This window comes from Amycolatopsis sp. (assembly GCF_036008905.1).
Classification (GTDB): domain Bacteria; phylum Actinomycetota; class Actinomycetes; order Mycobacteriales; family Pseudonocardiaceae; genus Amycolatopsis.
In genome coordinates this window covers 30,943-48,836 of the sequence record NZ_DASYMU010000067.1, presented here as the reverse complement: position 1 = coordinate 48,836, position 17,894 = coordinate 30,943, and the positions used below count along the sequence as shown (strand labels likewise).

Annotated in this window: 10 protein-coding genes and 1 pseudogene; 3 read left to right on the top strand and 8 right to left on the bottom strand. The window is 67.8% G+C overall.

The genetic code is table 11. The annotated features are described in order from the left end of the window. The 3 genes from VGP60_RS12905 to VGP60_RS12895 form a co-directional block, all read right to left on the bottom strand. Positions 1-755: alpha/beta hydrolase (locus tag VGP60_RS12905; protein WP_327548199.1), on the bottom strand; the 755-nt coding region annotated here is incomplete at its 3' end. 23 nt (positions 756-778) lie between these two features. Beyond that, entirely contained in the window at positions 779-3,160 is a 2,382-nt protein-coding gene (locus tag VGP60_RS12900) for a GH92 family glycosyl hydrolase (protein WP_327548198.1), read from the bottom strand. A gap of 131 nt (positions 3,161-3,291) precedes the next feature. After that, positions 3,292-4,749, bottom strand: a complete 1,458-nt coding sequence (locus VGP60_RS12895; RefSeq protein ID WP_327548197.1) for an amidohydrolase — start codon at positions 4,747-4,749, stop codon at positions 3,292-3,294. 219 nt (positions 4,750-4,968) lie between these two features. On the opposite strand from VGP60_RS12895, the gene VGP60_RS12890 reads away from it, so the two are divergent. Continuing rightward, positions 4,969-8,193: a S8 family serine peptidase gene (locus VGP60_RS12890; protein ID WP_414640339.1), complete on the top strand. Its 3,225-nt coding sequence runs from the start codon at positions 4,969-4,971 to the stop codon at positions 8,191-8,193. 37 nt (positions 8,194-8,230) lie between these two features. Here VGP60_RS12890 and VGP60_RS12885 read toward each other — a convergent pair whose 3' ends face one another. Continuing rightward, positions 8,231-8,632, bottom strand: a complete 402-nt coding sequence (locus tag VGP60_RS12885; protein ID WP_327548195.1) for a hypothetical protein — start codon at positions 8,630-8,632, stop codon at positions 8,231-8,233. 202 nt (positions 8,633-8,834) lie between these two features. Between VGP60_RS12885 and VGP60_RS12880 the strand changes: the two genes are divergently transcribed. After that, positions 8,835-9,902 carry a glycoside hydrolase family 99 protein gene (locus tag VGP60_RS12880; protein WP_327548194.1) on the top strand — a complete coding sequence of 356 codons (1,068 nt, stop codon included), beginning with the start codon at positions 8,835-8,837 and terminating at the stop codon, positions 9,900-9,902. A gap of 97 nt (positions 9,903-9,999) precedes the next feature. Here VGP60_RS12880 and VGP60_RS12875 read toward each other — a convergent pair whose 3' ends face one another. Then, positions 10,000-11,166, bottom strand: coding sequence for an ROK family transcriptional regulator (locus tag VGP60_RS12875; RefSeq protein ID WP_327548193.1), 1,167 nt, complete (start codon positions 11,164-11,166; stop codon positions 10,000-10,002). Positions 11,167-11,306: 140 nt separating this feature from the next. Between VGP60_RS12875 and xylA the strand changes: the two genes are divergently transcribed. After that, the gene (gene xylA, locus VGP60_RS12870) at positions 11,307-12,458 is read left to right on the top strand and encodes a xylose isomerase (protein ID WP_327548192.1); all 1,152 of its coding nucleotides are present in this window, start codon (positions 11,307-11,309) and stop codon (positions 12,456-12,458) included. Here xylA and VGP60_RS41905 read toward each other — a convergent pair. From VGP60_RS41905 to VGP60_RS12850, 3 genes and pseudogenes are all read right to left on the bottom strand, one after another. Next, positions 12,401-12,997: pseudogene (locus tag VGP60_RS41905) on the bottom strand (DUF6630 family protein). The gene xylA and the pseudogene VGP60_RS41905 sit on opposite strands and share 58 nt — an antisense overlap. Before the next feature lie 133 nt (positions 12,998-13,130). Continuing rightward, complete coding sequence (locus VGP60_RS12855) at positions 13,131-14,819, bottom strand: ThuA domain-containing protein (protein WP_327548189.1); 1,689 nt, start codon at positions 14,817-14,819, stop codon at positions 13,131-13,133. Between the two features lie 11 nt (positions 14,820-14,830). Further along, positions 14,831-17,656, bottom strand: a complete 2,826-nt coding sequence (locus tag VGP60_RS12850; protein WP_327548188.1) for a carbohydrate-binding protein — start codon at positions 17,654-17,656, stop codon at positions 14,831-14,833. Positions 17,657-17,894: the final 238 nt, after the last annotated feature.

The following is a 17,894-nucleotide window of genomic DNA, read 5'->3' as shown; positions in this document are numbered from 1 at the left end:
AGTTTGGCGGCGAAGGCGGCGGGGTGGGTGATGAGGCCGACGTGGCTGCCGGGGAAGTAGAGCGTCTCGTTTCCCAGTAGCCGCGCCAATTCCTCCGCGCAGCGACAAGCGAACGCGGTGCCCGAGGCGGCTCCGGCCGCGGGCAGGATCCGGGTGCGTGCCGTCAGCAGGAGCGTCTCGTCGAACCGGTGTGCACTGACCCCAGTAGCGTCACGGGTCCGGAAGAAAACCTCGTTGGCTTCCTGCCGCGGAGTCAGCGGCGGGAATTCGACGCCGGGTTCGTGCTCGTCGAAGTCCAGGCCCAGCAGAGCGGCGGCTTCCTCGTCCGAGCTGATCGCGTCGAGCCGGACGACGGTCTCCTTTTCGTCGGTGAGGAACTGCGTCGCGGGAGGTTCGTGCGCGACGAGGAGCTCGACCTGTTCGGGATGGCGCGAGACGAGTTGGAGCCCGAGGTACGCGCCGAAACTCGTGCCGAAGACGGCCACCGGCTCGCTGGTCACGGTGGCCAGCAGCCGGTGGACGTCGTCGGCATGGGTGCCGATGCCGGGGACTTCGCCCGGATCGTCGAGCGTGCTGCGGGAGAGTCCGCGCCGGTCGTAGGTCAGCACCGTGTAGCGCTCGACCAGATGCCCGGCGATGCCGTGGGTTCCGTCGGCATCGCCGGGACCGCCCTGGATGAGCAGCAGCAGCGGGCCCGAGCCCTCCGTCCGGTAGAACAGGTCCGCACCGGGCGCCCGCAGCGTTTTTTCGCTCACCAGCCCCATCTTGGCAGCGTGGGTCAGGGCGCGTCGACGAGTTTCGGCGGCGCCGCGGCGGGTCCGGTCCCCCAGGTCGTCGACGCGGGGTCGGTGGTCAGCGCGAACTTGATGGTACCCGCCCGCAGCAGTTCGTCGTGGCTGAGCCAGGTCCGGTTCAGTTCACGGCCGTGACCGGTCCGTACCGAGGACACGTACTGCAACTTCGACGCGCTCGCGCCCGGCGCTTCGATGGACACCTTGCGCCCGTGTTCCGGCGCGATCTCGACCTTCTCGAACATCGGCGCGCTCAGGATGTAGGTACCTGATCCCGGTGTCGCCTCGAAAACACCCGCCATCGCGAACACGAGCCACGACGAAATGGTGCCGAGGTCGTCGTTGCCGGGCATGCCGTACGGCGTGTCCGTGAACAGCGTCCGCGCGGCGCGCATGGCCGCCGAGGTCTTCCACGGCGCGCCCGTCCACGAGTACATCCACGGCGCGTGCAGGTCGGGCTCGTTGTTGGGGTTGAACGCGAAATTGTTGTGGTAGTCGTACGCGCCGTGGACCCAGGAGTCCTTGGCCGCCTTGGCGGGATCGCTGAGCAGCAACGGCATGTCGAAGAAGGTGTCGAGTCGCTGCTCCGCCTGCACTTTGCCGCCCATCAGGCCGAACAACGCCGGCACGTCCTGCTGCGCGAGCCACTGGTACTGCCACGGCGTGCCTTCGTGGAAACCGGTCGACTTCGCCGGGTCTGCCTCACCGACCCAGGTGCCGTCCTCGGCACGCGAGCGCGGGAAGCCGACGTAGCCCTTCGACGTCGTGCCGGTGTCCCACAGTTTCGTGAAGTTGCCACAGCGATCGGCGAGGGTCTTCGCCTTGTCCTTCTCGCCCAATCCCTTGGCCATCAAGGAAAGCGAACAGTCCGCGAGTGAGTACTCGAGGGTCGCCGAACCGGCCTGACGCGTATCGCCGAAGGTGTAGCCCGGCACGTCCCGGTACCCGATCCAGCCGTTCTGGACGTAGCTCGGGTTGCCGTCGCGGCCCCGGAACTTCGACTGGTCCGCGGGAACCTCGTTGACGTTCTTCCACAGTGCGGCGAACAACGCGCGCGAGGTCTTGTCGTCGAGCAGGCCGCGGCGGTAGTTGTCGACCACCCACGGCGTCACCGAGTCGCCGCTCATCACGTTCGTCTCGCCGCCGCCGAGCGCCCAGCGCGGCACCCAGCCGCCGTCCTGGTAGATCTTGAGCACGGACTTCGTCATGTCCGCGGCGCGGTCCGGATGCAGCAGCGCCACCAGCTGGTTCTGCGAGCGATAGGTGTCCCACAGCGAAAACATCTGGTAGTACGGGGTTTCGCTGTGGTGGACCTGGTCGTCGAAGCCGCGATAGCGACCGTCCACATCGGACCCGACCGACGGGTGCAGCAACGACCGGTAGAGCGCGCTGTAGTACGTCCGCTGGTCGGCGAGCGTCCCACCGGCGACGCGCATCCGGTTCAGTTCGTCACGCCAGGTCTTCGAGGCCTCAGCCTTCACGGCGTCGAACCCGCGCTTGTCCGCCTCGGCGCCGCGGTTGAGCCGAGCGCCGTCGACGGAGGTGTACGACAGCCCAACGGACGCGCCGACCTGCTTGCCCGCGGCCGGGTCGAAGCTCGCCCACGCCCCGGCGCGCTGGCTGCCGAGGACCGCGTCGCGCGCTCCCGGGGTCAGCTTGCCGTCGGTCCAGATGCCGAAGGAGGCGAACTTGCGCTCGAACTTGGCGCTGAAGAAGACCTTGTACCGCTCGTTTTTGGTCTCCCCACAGAAGTTGCCACCCTGCAGCCAGCCCTCGACGGTGTCGTCGCCGACCACGTGGACATCGCCGGCGTAGGTGTAGCCGTTGCTCTCGCCGACCTCGATCAGCACGTTCTCGCTCGCGCCCGCGGGGTAGGTGTAGCGGTGTTGGCCGGTGCGATCCGTCGCGGTGAGCTCGGCCTTGACGTCGTACTTGTCGAGCTTCACCGAGTAGGACCCTGGCGACTTGGTCTCGTTGTCGTGGCTGAACTTCGAGCCGTACTGCGCCGGATCGGACGAGGTCACCGCGCCGGTGGTCGGCATGAAGCGGATGTTGCCCATGGTCTGGCAGCCGACGCCGGACAGATGCGTGTGACTGAACCCGAGGATGGTGTCCTGCGCGTAGTCGTAGGACGCGTACTTCTTCAGCTGCGTGTCCGGGCTGAGCTGCACCATGCCGAACGGTTTCGCGGCGCCGGGAAAGGTCGTGCCGTCACCGTTGTTGCCGATCGAGGTGTCGACCAGCGTCGTGGGATCTTCGGCGAACTTCGGGCCACGATCGGCCGAGGCCGGGGGCGCGGCGGCGACGCCCGCTCCGAGGGTCAACGTGACGAGCGCGGCGAAGACGCGTTTGGTACCCCGCGAACTCATGGACTTCCCTTCGGCTGACAACGTTGTCAGCCGTGATTCTGACCCGGTGACCCACAACCGTCAAGCCTCGAAAGTCGGAAAACATTCGACGTCTTCGCCATCTGTCGACAGATGGCGAAGACGTCGGGCACCTAAACGGCCAGATGGGTCAGCCGGCCGGCGAGCACGGTGGCCAGCACGGGCATCGTCCGCAGGTCCGCGGGCGGGACAGTCGCGGGATCGGCGGCGACCAGCATCAGATCCGCGACATCGCCGACATGCACCGAGTCCCGTCCCTGGCTCGCCGCGGTCAGCGCCACGTCCAGCGGGATCGCTTGCTCGGGGTGCCAGGCGGGGCGGTCGTCGTCGGTGCGGGTGACGGCCGAGGCGATGCCGTCCCACGGGTCCAGCGGCGACACCGGCGCGTCCGAGCCGATCTCCAGCGTCGCGCCCGCGGCCAGCAAGGCGCCATACGGGAACGCGCGGGCTGTCCGGTCCACCCAGTAGCGGTCGGCGACGTCACGATCGTCCGGCGCGTGGGCCGGTTGCACGCCGGCGATGACGCCCAGTTCCTTGAAGCGGCCGAACTCGCTGGGGCGCAACAACTGCGCGTGTTCGATCCGGCCGCCGCAGCCGACCTCGGCGAAGGCGTCGAGCGCGATCGTGTTGGCGTGGTCGCCGATGGCGTGTACCGCGGGCAGGATTCCGTTGGCGGAGGCCAGTTTCATCAGCGGCACGAGCTCTTCGGGCGGCAGTTCCAGGTTTCCGCGGGTCTGCAGGCCCGGGTACGGGTCGTGGCAGAACGCGGTCCGCGTGTTGAGCGAGCCGTCGACGAACAGTTTGTACGGCCCGACAGTCAGCAGACCGCCGGAACCCGCCACGGGATCACCGGTGCGGTAGCCGTGGGCGATGGCGTCGTCGAGGGCGAACTTCGCGATCACGCAGGACACCCGCACCGACGGAGGCTCCATTTGGAGACGCCGGGTCCAGTCGGTGATCGTGTCGGCGAATTCGTAGTCGGCGATCCCGGTCACGCCTCGCGCCGCGGCGGCCCGCATGGCGTCCGCGACCCACCCGTCCTCGGTTTCCGCGGACGCGACGGGCAGGTCCGCGGTCGCCCGCATGCACTCGTCCTCGATCAGTACACCGGTCGGGTGCTCGCGCCCGATCAGCTCGAGCGCGGCCGGGCTCAGCCACAGCGTGTGCAGATCGTTACTGAACAACGCCACCGCGCGGCCGGGTAAAGCGCGCTCCAAAAGGTCCTTGTGCGGCCGATCGGCCCAGAGCCCGTCGCGGAATCCGACGGCCATGACGAGCTCGCCGGGGTCCGCCGGGCGAAGGCTTTCCACGAGCAGTGTGACCGCTTCGGCCGCGGATCCGGCGTCGGCCAGCGAAATCCGACGCCGCGCCGCGGCCCACTGGACGGCGTGCACATGGGCGTCGACCAGACCCGGTAGCAGCGTGCCGCCCTGGCCGTCGATCACCCTGGCACCCGCGCTGATCTGCTGATCCGTGGTGATCGCGGCGACCCTGCCGTGTTCGAGGCGGACATCGACCACCGGGCCACCCGACCCCAGCCGGACCGCGGCCAGCACCAAGTCTTCGCTCATACCGACCACAGTGCCAGACCGGCGCCTACCGGATGCCGAACACTTCAAGTTGCCACTTAACCACTCGCGGCGACAGGTAGTGGCCACCTAACAGCGGGTACCACTAGGCCATTTGGCTCACAACTAGTTGCGATAAATAGGCTAACTGTCTGATTGCCGTTAAAGATCCCTCCATGTGTACTGCTCCGGCAGGTTCATTTGAGAGAGGTCGATGCAGTGATCGAAAGTTCAAGCTGGAGACGGAGAGCCGGGCTCACCCTGCTCGCCACCGCACTGAGCGCTTCCACACTCGGATTCGTCGCTCAACAGGCGATCGCCCAACCGGCGGCGCCGACCAGCCCGGCGGCCGGCGCCAACGGGAAAGAGCTGGACGAGCGCGACCGGGCTCTGGTCGCCGAGGCCACCGAAGCCGGTAAGCCGGACGTGACGCTGCTGATCGCGGCCGAGCGCGGCAAGACCGGCGCGGCGGTGGACGAACTGCGCGCACTGGGCGGCGTGGTCCAGTCCACCGACACCAAGCTCGACTACGTCAAGGTCAGCGTCCCGGTGGCCGCCGCGTCGAAGGCCGCGAAGCTCGCGTCCGTCAACGCCGTCGACGTCGACGGGCTGATCAAGCGCGACGACCCGAAGCCCGAGGGAGCAGCCGACCCGGCGCCCCAACCGGCGCCCGGCAAGGACACCCCGCGCGTGAACCCGTACATGCCGACCGGTGACACCTATGCCGCGCAGTTCGGCCAGGCGTTCCCCGCCTGGGACGGCAAGGGCACCACGGTCGCGGTGCTGGACTCCGGCGTGGACCTCGACAACGCCGCGCTGGCCACGACCAGCCACGGCGAGCGCAAGATCACCGACTGGTACAACGCCAACGCCACGAACTCCGGCGACGGCACCTGGGTGGCCCAGTCGGCCGCGACCTACACCGGCCCGTTCGCTTCGGGCGGCCGCAACTGGACCGCGCCCGCCACTGGCGGCCCGTACACCTTCGGCCTGTTCCGCGAGACCGCGGGCGACCTCGGTGCGGCCGACAGCGAGACCGGCGGTGACCTCAACCGTGACGGCGACCGCGTCGACAGCTGGGGCGTGCTGCTGGACACCGCCACCAAGGAGGTCCGCGTCGACCTCAACGGTGACGGGAACTTCACCAACGACACCGCGATGACCGACTACAAGTTCAAGAAGGACGTCGGCTTCTTCGGTACGGACAACCCGGCGACCGACATCGCCGAGCGCATGGCTTTCGTCGTCCAGACCGACAAGGCCGGCTTCGTCAACATCGGCATCGCCGGCGCGGAGCACGGCTCGCACGTCGCCGGGATCGCCGCCGGTAACGACCTCTTCGGCGGCAAGATGGACGGTGCCGCCCCCGGCGCCAACCTGCTCTCCGTCAAGGTCTGCCTCACCAGCGCCGGCTGCACCTCGAGCGGCCTGATCGACGGCGTCGTCTACGCGGCCAGCCACGGCGCCGACGTCATCAACATCTCCATCGGTGGCCTGCCTTCGCTGAACGACGGCAACAACGCCCGCGCGGAGCTCTACAACCGCACGATCGCCGAGTACAACGTCCAGATCTTCATCTCGGCCGGCAACAGCGGTGCCGGCGCGAACTCGGTCGGCGACCCCTCGGTGGCCACCGACGCGATCAGCGTGGGTTCCTACATCACCAAGGAAACCTGGCTCTCGAACTACGGCTCGAAGACCGCGGCTCCCGAATCCCTGCACCCGTTCTCCTCGCGTGGACCGCGTGAAGACGGTGGCTTCAAGCCGGACATCATCGCGCCCGGCGCGGCGATCTCCTCGGTGCCCCGCTGGGAAGTTCCCAGCCCGGTCGCCGGTACGTACCCCCTCCCCGCCGGCTACGCGATGCTCCAGGGCACCTCGATGGCCTCCCCGCAGGCGACCGGCGCGGCCGCGCTGCTCGTGAGCGGCTACAAGGCGACCCACAACGGTGAGCGTCCGCCGGTGGCGAAGCTGCGTTCGGCGATCAAGTCGACCGCGCGCTTCGTCAAGGGCATCGACGCCTACGCCCAGGGTGCCGGGCTGTTCAACGTCGCGGCGGCCTTCGTCGCGCTGCAGCTCAACCCGAAGCCCGAGACCGTCGCCAGTGCGGTCGAGGTGCACACCGTGCAGTCCGGTCTGCTGAAGACGCCCGGTATCGGCGTCGGCATCCACGACCGCGAAGGTGTCACCACCGGCAAGTCGTACACCCGCACCTACACCTTCACCCGGACCTCCGGTGGGGCGAACGCGTTCTACCTCGCGCGGTGGGTCGGCAACGACGGGACGTTCTCCTCGTCGAGCCTGCTGAACCTCCCGTTGAACAAGCCCGTCAAGTTCGACGTGAAGGTCAACCCCAAGACCAGCGGCGCGCATTCGGCGTTGCTGTACCTGGACAACCCGTTGACCATCGGCATCGACCTGCAGACCATGAACACGGTCTTCGCGCCGACCGAGTTCACCGCGGCCACGGGCTACAAGATCGACGCTTCCGGCAAGATCGCGCGGAACACCGCGTCGAGCCTGTTCGTGAAGGTGCCGCAGGGCGCGAGCGCGTTGAAGATCGACATGGACGCGGGCGGCCCCGCGGGTAAGGGTCAGGTGCGCTTCCTGCGCTACGACCCGACCGGGGTGCCGATCGACATCACGTCGACGACCAACTGCTACAACCCCGACGGTGGCGCGGGCTGCAGCAACGGCACCCCGACCAGCCGTACGGTCGCGAACCCGCAGCCGGGTGTCTGGGAGATCATCATCGAGGCCCGGCGTACGTCCGATGTGGACGTCGCTCCGTGGTCGCTGAGCGCCTCGGTGCTCGGCACGACGATCTCGCCGAACCCGGACGACATCGCGTCGGCGACCATCGGCACGCCGGTGGCGCGTAGCTACACCGTCAACAACACGCTCGGTGCGTTCAGCGGGCGGCTCGTCGGCGGCACGCTGGGCAGCGCGTCAATCAAGACGCCGAGCATCGCCGAGCTGGCGCAGCAGCAGTACCCGGTGACGATCACGCCCGGTTCGACGTCGTTCACCGCCACCATCGGCGGGACGTCCGACCCGAGCGCGGACCTCGACCTCGTGGTCTACCGCTGCACCACGGGCACCTGCGTCGTCGCCGGCTCCAGTGCCGACGGTGACTCCGAGGAATCCGTCACGATCAACAACCCGGCCGCCGGGCAGTGGATCGTGCTGGTCGACGGGTACGCCGTTCCGGCGGGCACGACGACGTACAACTACCTCGACACGTTCGTCAACCCCGCGTTCGGCACGGTCGCCGTGACGGACGCGAACGCGGCGCGCGCTTCGGGCGCCTCGTGGACCGTGCCCGGAACCGTGACCGCGAACGCCGTTCCGGCGGCGGGCCGCGTGCTCCGGGGCGTGCTGTCGGTGCAGACCGACACCAACGTCCAGGTCGGCAACGGAACGGTGCTCATCCGTTCGGTCAGCTAGGTTCTCTTTGGCAGTAACGAAGAGCCCACACCCTCGCTCAGGGTGTGGGCTCTTCGCGTTTGATGTCTTCGTCGAGCTGCACGGCGGTGACCGACGGCAGGGCCGCGACCTCTGTGACGGCGGCGATCGGCGCCTCGACGCGCAGCGAGCCCGTGGGGGCGTCGGCGGACAGGACTTTCACGCCCAGCCCGTCGAGTGCGCGTTCGAGATCCGCGGTCGTTCCGGGCGCGGCGAGGACGAGCGCGGTCACCTTTTCCTTGCCCGCACTCCGGGCCTGATCGAGCAGCCGTCGGCTTTGGGTGTCCAGCGAGGGGGCCACGGGTTTCTCCGAAGTCTGGGTCGGGACGGATGGGGCTTGCCCCGGTGCCTGGCCCGGTGCCTGCGCGCCGCATCCGGCGAGGACGATGCCGAGTCCGACTGCCGCGAGCGCTTTGCGCATGACGCACCACCTTCCACAGCCAGGACGTAACCGGCGGGCCGTTGGTTGCATCGCCTGGGTGCATCGTCGGCAAACACGGACATTTCTGTCAGCAATCGGACAACGAGCCAGGATCTTGCGAGTGTTCGTCGAACTATTGCTGCAGTCTGTTTGAAATTTGTATGCTCGCCATCCGCAATGACGCGACGAGGAGCGAGCATCCATGCGACGCTGGCGCACGATCATCTTGGCCATCTCGGCGGCGGCACTGACGATCCTCGGATCGGCCACCGCCTCCACCGTACCGACAGTGGCCGCCCAAGCGGCTCCACTGTCCACAAAGGTCCAGTTGTTCTACTACCCGTGGTACGGAAACCCTTCGGTGGCGGGAAGTTACCGGCACTGGCCGCAAGGCGGCCACACCCCGCCCGCCGACGTCGGCGCGGACTACTACCCCAAGCTCGGCGCGTACGACTCCGGCGACTTCGCCGGGGCCGTCGACCAGCACATGGCGTGGATCCGGCGGTCCGGCGCCGGGACGCTCGTCTACAGCTGGTGGGGCCAGGGCTCGTACGAGGACAAACTCGCGCCGGGCGTGCTGGCCGCCGCGGCCAAGTACGGCATCAAGGTCGCGTGGCACCTGGAGCCCTACGGCGGGCGGACAGCGGAATCCACGGTGGCCGACGTCAACTACCTGAACTCGCGCTACGGCGGCAGCCCGGCTTACTACCGCGACGCCGAACACGGCAACCGGCCCGCTTTCTACGTCTTCGAAAGCCTGCGGATCGTCGACTGGACGCCGATCGAGGCTTTGAAGGCGACCAACATCATCCTCGCGCAGACCACCGACACCTCGAAGGTCGCGCACTTCGGCGGGATGTACACCTACGACGCGATCGCCGGGGCCACCGCGCCCGGCTGGAAGAGCGCGGGCGACTTCTGCGCGGCCAACGGCCTGGTGTGGGCTCCGTCGGTCGGCCCTGGCTACATCGACGACCGCGCGGTCGTGGGCAACACCACGCCGACGCTGGCCCGCGAAAACGGTGCCACGTATGACAAGGAGTGGCAGAACGCGGTGACGCCGTCGATCGGCGGGAACCCGGACTGGGTGTCGGTCACCTCGTTCAACGAGTGGCACGAGGGCTCGGTGCTCGAACCGGCGCGTTCGGCACCGCCGTTGGGTCAGGGCTATCTCACCTTCGAAGGCGCGTACGGGAAGACGGGCGCCGCCGCCGAGACGTCCTATTTGGACCGGACGCGCTACTGGGTCGACCGGTTCGCCGCGAGCTGAGCACTAGAGGCGCGGCTGGGTGGGTGGCTCGTGAGTGGCAACAAGTGTTCTAACACTCGTAGCCACTCACGACCCACGCTGGGTCGGGACTCGCACACTAGGTCTCTCTGGCACGGGCGACGTACGGGCCCGGCTCGGCGATGATGCGCTGGATGATCTGTCCCGCGGCGCCCAGCGTCGCGGCGTCACCGCCGAGCCGGGATCCGGAGAGCGACGGCACGGTCCGCCGAAGCGTGCCGAGCCGGGATTCCAGCGCTTCGCCGACCGAGCCGGAGATCCACGGGAACAGCCGCGCGAAGACCCCGCCGAGCACGATCCGGTCGAGGTCGAGCAGGTTCACCGCGGAGGTCAGCGCGACACCGAGTGCGCGACCGGCGTCCGCGCAAGCCTTCGTCGCTCGCTTGTCGCCGTTCTGCAGTTTCGCGACGAGCTCGGTCACTCCCCCGGCCACGGCTGCGGCCCGGAGCAGCGCCTCCTGGCCCGCGTAGCTCTCCAGGCAGCCGTGGCTCCCACAGCGGCACGGCGGCCCGGTCGGCGAGATGACGACGTGCCCGAGCTCCCCGGCGAACCCGTGGACCCCGCGAAACAGGCTGCCGTCCACCACGAGCCCGGCGCCGATGCCGATTTCCCCTGACACGTAGAGGAAATCCGGGTCACCCGTGCCGAACCACAGCTCGCCGAGCGCGGCCAGGTTGGCCTCGTTGTCCATGTCGACGTCGAGCGGGAGCCGGAGCGACTCGGCTGCTCGGACGTCGCGCCAGCCAAGGTTGGGGGCGTTGTAGAGCACGCCGTGGTCGACCGGGCCGGACACCGCGAGCATCGCGCCGGCGACGGTCAGGCCCATCCGCCCGGCTTCCTCGATCGCGTCGAGGGCGAGCACCCGCAGCTCGGCGAGCACGGCGTCCGGGCGGCTGCCACGGTTGTCACGCTCGACGCGGATCGACAGCCGGACCGAACGCGCGAGATCGAGGAGGCAGACGGCCAGGTAGTCGACGTTCACTTCGAGCCCGAGGGCGGCGACCCGGTGCCCGCTGAGGCTGACCTCCACACCGGGACGGCCGCGCTCTCCGGCGCGGATGACACCGGACTCCGTGAGGATCCCGGCTTCCAGCAGGTCGGCGACCAGTTTGGACACCGTGCTCTTGGTCAGGCCGGTGCTTTCGGCCAGGGCGGCGCGCGTCATCGGCCCGTGGCGGCCTACCTCGCCCAGGACGACCTCGAGGTTGCGCGCACGCATCGAGTCGTGTCGCACGGCCTGGCTCATGCTTAGAGAGTAGATGTCACGCGCAGCGTGTCCGTTGAGGGTGGTGGTGGGCGACGGGTGGGCACTAGCTGTCTCTTGACGTCACGGCCTTCGGCACCGCATATTTAATCCATAACGTGAACTAAATCGGAGGATCGCAGATGGACGCCTACACCCCGACCAGGGAAGACCATTTCACTTTCGGCTTGTGGACCGTGGGCTGGCAGGCGGTCGACCCGTTCGGCGGCGCCACCCGGGCTCCGCTCGACCCGGTCGAGAGCGTGCACCGCCTCGCCGAACTCGGCGCGTACGGCGTCACGTTCCACGACGACGACCTGCTGGCCACCGAGTCCGATCGCGACAAGGCGATCGCGGTGTTCAAGCAGGCGCTGTCCGATACCGGGCTCGTCGTGCCGATGGCCACGACGAACCTCTTCAGCGACGCCGTGTTCAAAGACGGCGGCCTGACCAGCAACGACCGCGACATCCGGCGGCACGCGCTGCGCAAGATCCGGCGCAACGTCGACCTCGCCGCCGAGCTCGGCGCGAAGACGTACGTCGTCTGGGGCGGCCGTGAAGGCGCCGAGTCCGACGGCGCCAAGGACATGCGAGCGGCGCTGGACCGGTACAAGGAAGGCCTGGACCTCCTCGCGGCGTACGTCACCGAAAAGGGCTACGGCATCCGCTTCGCGCTGGAGCCCAAGCCGAACGAGCCGCGGGGCGACATCATGCTCCCGACGATCGGCCACGCGCTCGCGTTCATCGGTCAGCTGGAGCGCCCCGAGCTGTTCGGCGTCAACCCCGAGGTCGGCCACGAGCAGATGGCCGGGCTCAACTTCGTGCACGGCATCGCGCAAGCGCTGTGGCAGGGCAAGCTGTTCCACATCGACCTCAACGGCCAGCACGGGCCGAAGTACGACCAGGACCTGATCTTCGGCCACGGCGACCTGACGAGCGCGTTCTTCCTGGTGGACCTGCTGGAGAACGGCGGCTACGAAGGCCCGCGGCATTTCGACTACAAGCCGCTGCGCACCGAAGATTCCGACGACGTCTGGGTTTCCGCGGCCGCCAACATGCGGACGTACCTGATCCTCAAGGAGAAGGCCAAGGCCTATCGCGCGGACCCCGACGTCGCCGAGGCGCTCGCCGCGTCGCGCGTGCCGGAGCTTTCGGTGCCGACCCTCGCCCCCGGCGAGACCCTCGACGACCTGCTGGCCGACGACTTCGACGAGCCGACCGCGGCCAAACGCGGCTATCACTTCTCGCGCTTGAACCAGCTCGCTATCGAGCACATCACCGGCGTCCGCGGCTGACGCCGGACCGGTTCGGGTCGCCGGGGCGAACCGGCGACCGGCCGGCCGAAAACCTCCACGTGGTAGCCCGCGTCCGTGGCGAGCTCGATAAGCTCCGCGACGCGGGCGACCGGGAGGTAGGCCAGCGGGTAGCAGTCGGACTCGATGTCCAGTTGCATCAGCGCGGTGCCCGCCGCGTAGGTGTGTTCCCCGGCGCGCTCGAGGAAGTCGTGGGTGAAGAAGTGCTCTTCGGGATCGTGTCAGGCCCAGACTTCCTCGCCAGGGCGTGAAGTGAGCTGGTCGAGCGCGTAGCGGATGTCCTCCGGCGCTTCCTTCCAGTCGACCTCGCCGAGCAGGTGGTGATCGTCGAGGGAGTCGACGAGCGCGATCCAGGCGAGGTTGTCGATCGGGGTGTCGATCCCCCGTTCCTCGAGCCTGTCCGCATGCTCGCTCAGGTACGCCTCCGGCGCGTCATACGCCCGCAACACCCGATCCGAGACCTCCGGCTCCCCTGGCGCTAGAAGTCGCGCTATCCCGGCTAAGGCGCCTCGTACGGTCATGATCGGAACTTACTGGCGCGTACCGACATTTCCTGTGCATGGATCGCGCTTGGGTGTGCACAGACTGCACTTGGGTGCGCGTGAGTTGCACTCGTGGCGGGACGGCCAGGGGTGACCGTCCCGCCACGAGGGGTTAGCTCAGGGTGAAGGTGTCGACGTCGAAGAGGGAACCGCCGCCGCCTCGGAAGACGAGGAACGCCGGGCCGCTGCCGCCACTCAAACCCGTGGACACCGTGGTGAAGGTGTCCCAGCTACCGGTGTTGGCCACCGCGACCGAGCCCAGGAGCGGGCCGGTCGCCGAACCGGAGCGGATTTCGATCGTCCCGCCGGCACCCGCCGACGAAACCCGGGCGCTGAAAGTCGTCGCGCCCGCCGTGCTCATCGAGGCGTACCCGGCCCAGTCGCCGTTCTCGATGTACCCGGCCGTGTTGCCACCGCTGGCTGTGCCGTGCCCGGCGATCTGCACACCGGACGTCGACGTGAACGCCTCACCTTCGGCCGTCCTGCTGACCGGCCCAGTGCCGAGCTCCTTGACCCGGATGTTCCGGAACGCCACCGAGTTCGCGGTGAGGTTCTGGACACCGACGTAGCCCTGCTGCAGGCTGCGCGCCGGGTCGGTGTTGGTGAAGTCGTTGATCTTCACCCCGTTGAGGAGCACCTGGAGCCGCTCGCCTTCGACGAGCAGTTCGTAGGTGTTCCATTGCCCGGCCGGGTTGAGCGCGCCGTCGCGGGCCGCGACGTTGGCGCCCTTCGAGCCGTACACCGCGCCCGTGGTGCGATCGGCCGCCTCACTGGCGTCGATGTTCACCTCGTACCCGGTGGACCCGGCACTACCCGCCCCGGTCGACGGGAAGCCAAGGAAGACACCGGAATCGCCGTCACCGTTCAGTTTCCAGTCCAGTTTCAGCGAATACGAGCGGTACTCCTTCGCCGAGTACCAGAGCAGCCCGGGCCCGCCCGACGACGTAAGCGTGGCGTCGGAATTGCCGAACCCAGCGGTCCCGGCCTGGGACCAGCCGGACGTCGAGCCGTTGTAGATGCCCGTGTAGCCCGTTTCCGGACGGCAGTCGGCCTTGGCGACACCCGCCGCGTACCGGATCCCGCCGAACAGCAACGCGCGGAATGCACCGTCCGAATAGGACTCGTTGGTGTGGCCGAGTCCGGTGTAGAACGATCGCCCGCTCGCTTGCGGATGGCACCAGGTGATCGGGTGATCGCCCATCGTGCCACCGCTGTAGGTCGACTCGTCCAGGTTCTGCAGTACATGGACGTTCGGCCGCGGATTGGTGCGGTAGTTGTACAGTTCGTCCGACCGCGACCACGACTGTCCCAAGTGGGCGGTCGCGGGATGCGCGCGGTCCTCGGTCCGGAACGTGGCCTGCTGGATGGCCGGATGACTCTGGAACCACGCGCCGACGAGCTGCCCGTAGTACGGCCAGTCGTACTCCGTATCGGCGGCCGCGTGGACGCCGACGTAACCACCTCCGCCGTCCACATAGGACTGGAACGCCGTCTGCTGGGTGGCGTTCAGGACGTCACCGGTGGTGCTCATGAACACCACCGCCCGGTACTTCGCCAGTTCGCCGGCGTTGAACAGGTTCGCGTCCTCCGTGGCGGTGACGGTGAACCCGTTGGCGACGCCCAGATCCCGGACCGCCTGGATGCCGGCGGGGATCGAGTCGTGCCGGAAACCGGCCGTCTTGGAGAAGACCAGCACCTGGTACGCCGGGTCGGCGGCCTGGGCACTCGGGGTGACGAGCAGGCCGGTGCCGATCACCAACGCGCCCACCACCGATGCGGTACGTCTTAAGGAATGCTTCATCGAGATTCCTTTCATGAGCGCGTCACAGTGAAGGTGTCCACATCGAACAATGAGCCCGAGCCGCCCCGGAAGACCAGGAACAGCGACCCGCTCACCGCGCCGGTCAACGACGTCGACACGGTCTGGAAGGTTTCCCAGCCACCCGTGTTCGGCACCGCGACGGAACCCAGCAGCGTGCCCGTCGCCGAGCCCACCCGCACCTCCATGGTGCCGCCGGGACCGGCCGACGAGATCTTCGCGCTGAACGCCGTGGCACCGGCCATGTTCACCGCGGAGAAGCCCGCCCAATCGTTGTTCTCGATGTAGCCCATGGTGTTCCCGCCACTGGCGGCGGCGTGCGCGGCGGGCTGGACCCCGCCCGTCGACGTGAAGGACTCGCCTTCGGCCGTGGTCGTGCCGCCGGTGCCACCGCTGCCGGAGGTGGTGAAGGTGAACGCGTCGAGGTCGAACAGGTTGCCCTGCCCGGTGACGCCCTTGAACACCAGGAACAACGGCGTGCTGCCCGCCGGCCGGTTGGCGAGGTTCGCCGTGACGTTGACGAAGTTCTCCCAGCCGCCGGTGTTTCCGACGGTGAGCGTGCCCATCAGCGTCCCGGTCGCCGAACCCGCCCGGACTTCGATCGTGCCGCCGACCCCGCCCGAGGAAACCCGCGCCGAGATCGACGTCGCGTTGCCCAGGATGTAGGGCTGCAGCGAAATCCAGTCGCCGTTGTCGGTGAACCCGACGGTGTTGCCACCTTCGGCGGCCGCGTGCCCGGCGACCTGGATGCCCGACTGCGCACCGAAATGCTCACCCTGGCGATGCCGTGGCTGCAGGATCTTGGTGCTGTGCGTGGTCAGCCCGGCCGCGTCGGTGTACTCCGCGTCGAAGACACCGTAGATGTTCGCCGCGGCGTCGTGCTCACCGTCGACCGGGACCGCGATCGTCCCGGAACACCCGGCCTTCTGGGTGATCTGGTGCCGATGGCTGTCGTGCCCGAGCAGGTAGGTGACCTTCACCTTGGTGCAGTCGATCGTCCCGTCCTCCGGGTCGCTCACACTGACCTGGAACGGAACGGTGTCCCCGAAGGAGAACAACTGCCCATCACCGGGTGACTGCAGGTTCACCGTCGGCGCGGTGTTGCCGACCGTGATCAGCACACTCGCCGTGCCGGTCAGGCCGGTCGAGTCCGTCACCGTCAACGTCGGTGAGTAGTTCCCGTTCTGTGTATAGGTGTGCGACGGATTCGCCTGTGTCGACGAAGTCCCGTCACCGAAGTCCCAGCGATACGTCAGCGCGCCGCCTTCGGGATCGTTGCTGCCCGCCGAGGAGAAGGTGACGACCAGCGGGCTGGGCCCGGAGTTCTTGTTCGCGGCGGCCACCGCGATCGGGTTCCGGTTGCTGCTCCCGATGTATTCGATCCGGTACAGCGCCTGGTTTCCCGAACCCGTTCCGTAGTCGAGCACGTACAACGCGCCGTCCGGGCCGAACGCCATGTCCATCACCTGCGTGCCGCTCCACGGGAACGCTTCGATCGTCCCGCGCGAACCGTCCGCGTTGACACCGATGGCCTTGATCCACTTGCGGCCGTACTCCCCGGCGAAGAACTTACCGTCCAAAGCGGACGGGAACTTGACCGGCGAGTTGAGGCTCGCGTTGTAGCGGTAGACCGGTCCGCCCATCGGCGACTCGGAACCGCTGCCGAACTCCGGCGGACTGCCCTCGTCCCCGCCGTACTTGATCCAACTCGGCTTGGCGGCCGGGAGCGTCGCCAACCCGGTGTTGCGGAACGAGTTGTTCGCCGGCCCACCGGCACAGTTGTACTTCGCCTGCGAAGGACCGCTGGGGAAGGTGAACTCGTTGTAGGTTTCGTTGGTGGTGTTGGTCCCGGTGCAGTACGGCCAGCCGTAGTTGCCCGGCGCGGTGATCCGGTTGAACTCGACCTGGCCGTTGGGTCCGCGGGTCGGGTTGGTGGAACCCGAGTCCGGGCCGTAGTCGCCGAGGTAGACGACCCCGGTCGCTTTGTCGACACTCATCCGGAACGGGTTGCGGAAGCCCATCGCGTAGATCTCGGGACGGGTTTTCGCCGTGCCAGGGGCGAACATGTTGCCCGGCGGGATGGTGTACGTGCCGTTGGCTTCGGGATGGATGCGCAGCACCTTGCCACGCAGATCGTTGGTGTTGCCCGAAGAACGCTGAGCGTCGAACTGCGGGTTACGCGTGGTCCGCTCGTCGATCGGGGTGAAACTGTCCGAAACGAACGGGTTGCTGTCGTCGCCGGTTGTCAGGTAAAGGTTCCCGGCGGCGTCGAAGTCGATGTCACCACCGACGTGACAGCACTGACCACGATCGTTGGCCACGGCGAGCACGACCTTCTCGCTGGCCATGTCCAAGGTGTTGTCGGTCTTCAGGACGAACCGCGAGAGATGCAGTTCTCCCTTGAACGGCGCGAAGGACGCTTCCGTGCCGTCGGTCGGCGCGTCCCCGTCCGGGGTGCTGAGCCGCGGGGAGAAGTACAGGTAGATATAACGATTCGAGGCGAAGTTGGGATCTGCCGCAACACCCTGCAGTCCTTCTTCGTCATGGGTATAGACGTTCAACTTCGCCGCGACACTTGTGACGTTTCCGGCCGGGTTGGTGACCCGGACCGTGCCGTCACGCGCGGTGTGCACGACGGAGCGGTCCGGCAGGACGGCCAGTGACATGGCCTCGCCGAGCTTGGCCGCGCCGTTGGCGAGGTTGACCTGCTGGTAGTCGGCTGGTGGGATGTCGGCGGCCACCTGCTCGTGACCGGCATGCGAATCGCCGGCGAGGGCGGTGTGGGCGGGAGTCTGAGCGAGCACAAGGGTGAGAGCCATGCCGAGGATCGGCAGGGCAGCACCCGATAGCCTCGCCCACAACGGTGGGGACGAAGACATTGTCTACCTTTCTTTAGTTTTCACAGCGGTCAGTGAATGGCGTTGTCTCCAGGTGTTCGGGTGGACAGGTGAAGATCCGCGAAGGTCCGAAGTGGACCTTCCCGGCGTTTTTTGGGGGTGAAGGGACCTTGCCTGCCCGTACGGCGGGCAAAGTCCCTTTCGGCCTCGGTTAGTGCGC

Coding starts and splice junctions, on each gene's coding strand:
- VGP60_RS12900 (WP_327548198.1), bottom strand. CDS start 3,160: ATGAGTTCGCGGGGTACCAAACGCGTCTTCGCCGCGCTCGTCACGTTG.
- VGP60_RS12895 (WP_327548197.1), bottom strand. CDS start 4,749: ATGAGCGAAGACTTGGTGCTGGCCGCGGTCCGGCTGGGGTCGGGTGGC.
- VGP60_RS12885 (WP_327548195.1), bottom strand. CDS start 8,632: ATGCGCAAAGCGCTCGCGGCAGTCGGACTCGGCATCGTCCTCGCCGGA.
- VGP60_RS12880 (WP_327548194.1), top strand. CDS start 8,835: ATGCGACGCTGGCGCACGATCATCTTGGCCATCTCGGCGGCGGCACTG.
- VGP60_RS12875 (WP_327548193.1), bottom strand. CDS start 11,166: ATGAGCCAGGCCGTGCGACACGACTCGATGCGTGCGCGCAACCTCGAG.
- xylA (WP_327548192.1), top strand. CDS start 11,307: ATGGACGCCTACACCCCGACCAGGGAAGACCATTTCACTTTCGGCTTG.
- VGP60_RS12855 (WP_327548189.1), bottom strand. CDS start 14,819: ATGAAGCATTCCTTAAGACGTACCGCATCGGTGGTGGGCGCGTTGGTG.
- VGP60_RS12850 (WP_327548188.1), bottom strand. CDS start 17,656: ATGGCTCTCACCCTTGTGCTCGCTCAGACTCCCGCCCACACCGCCCTC.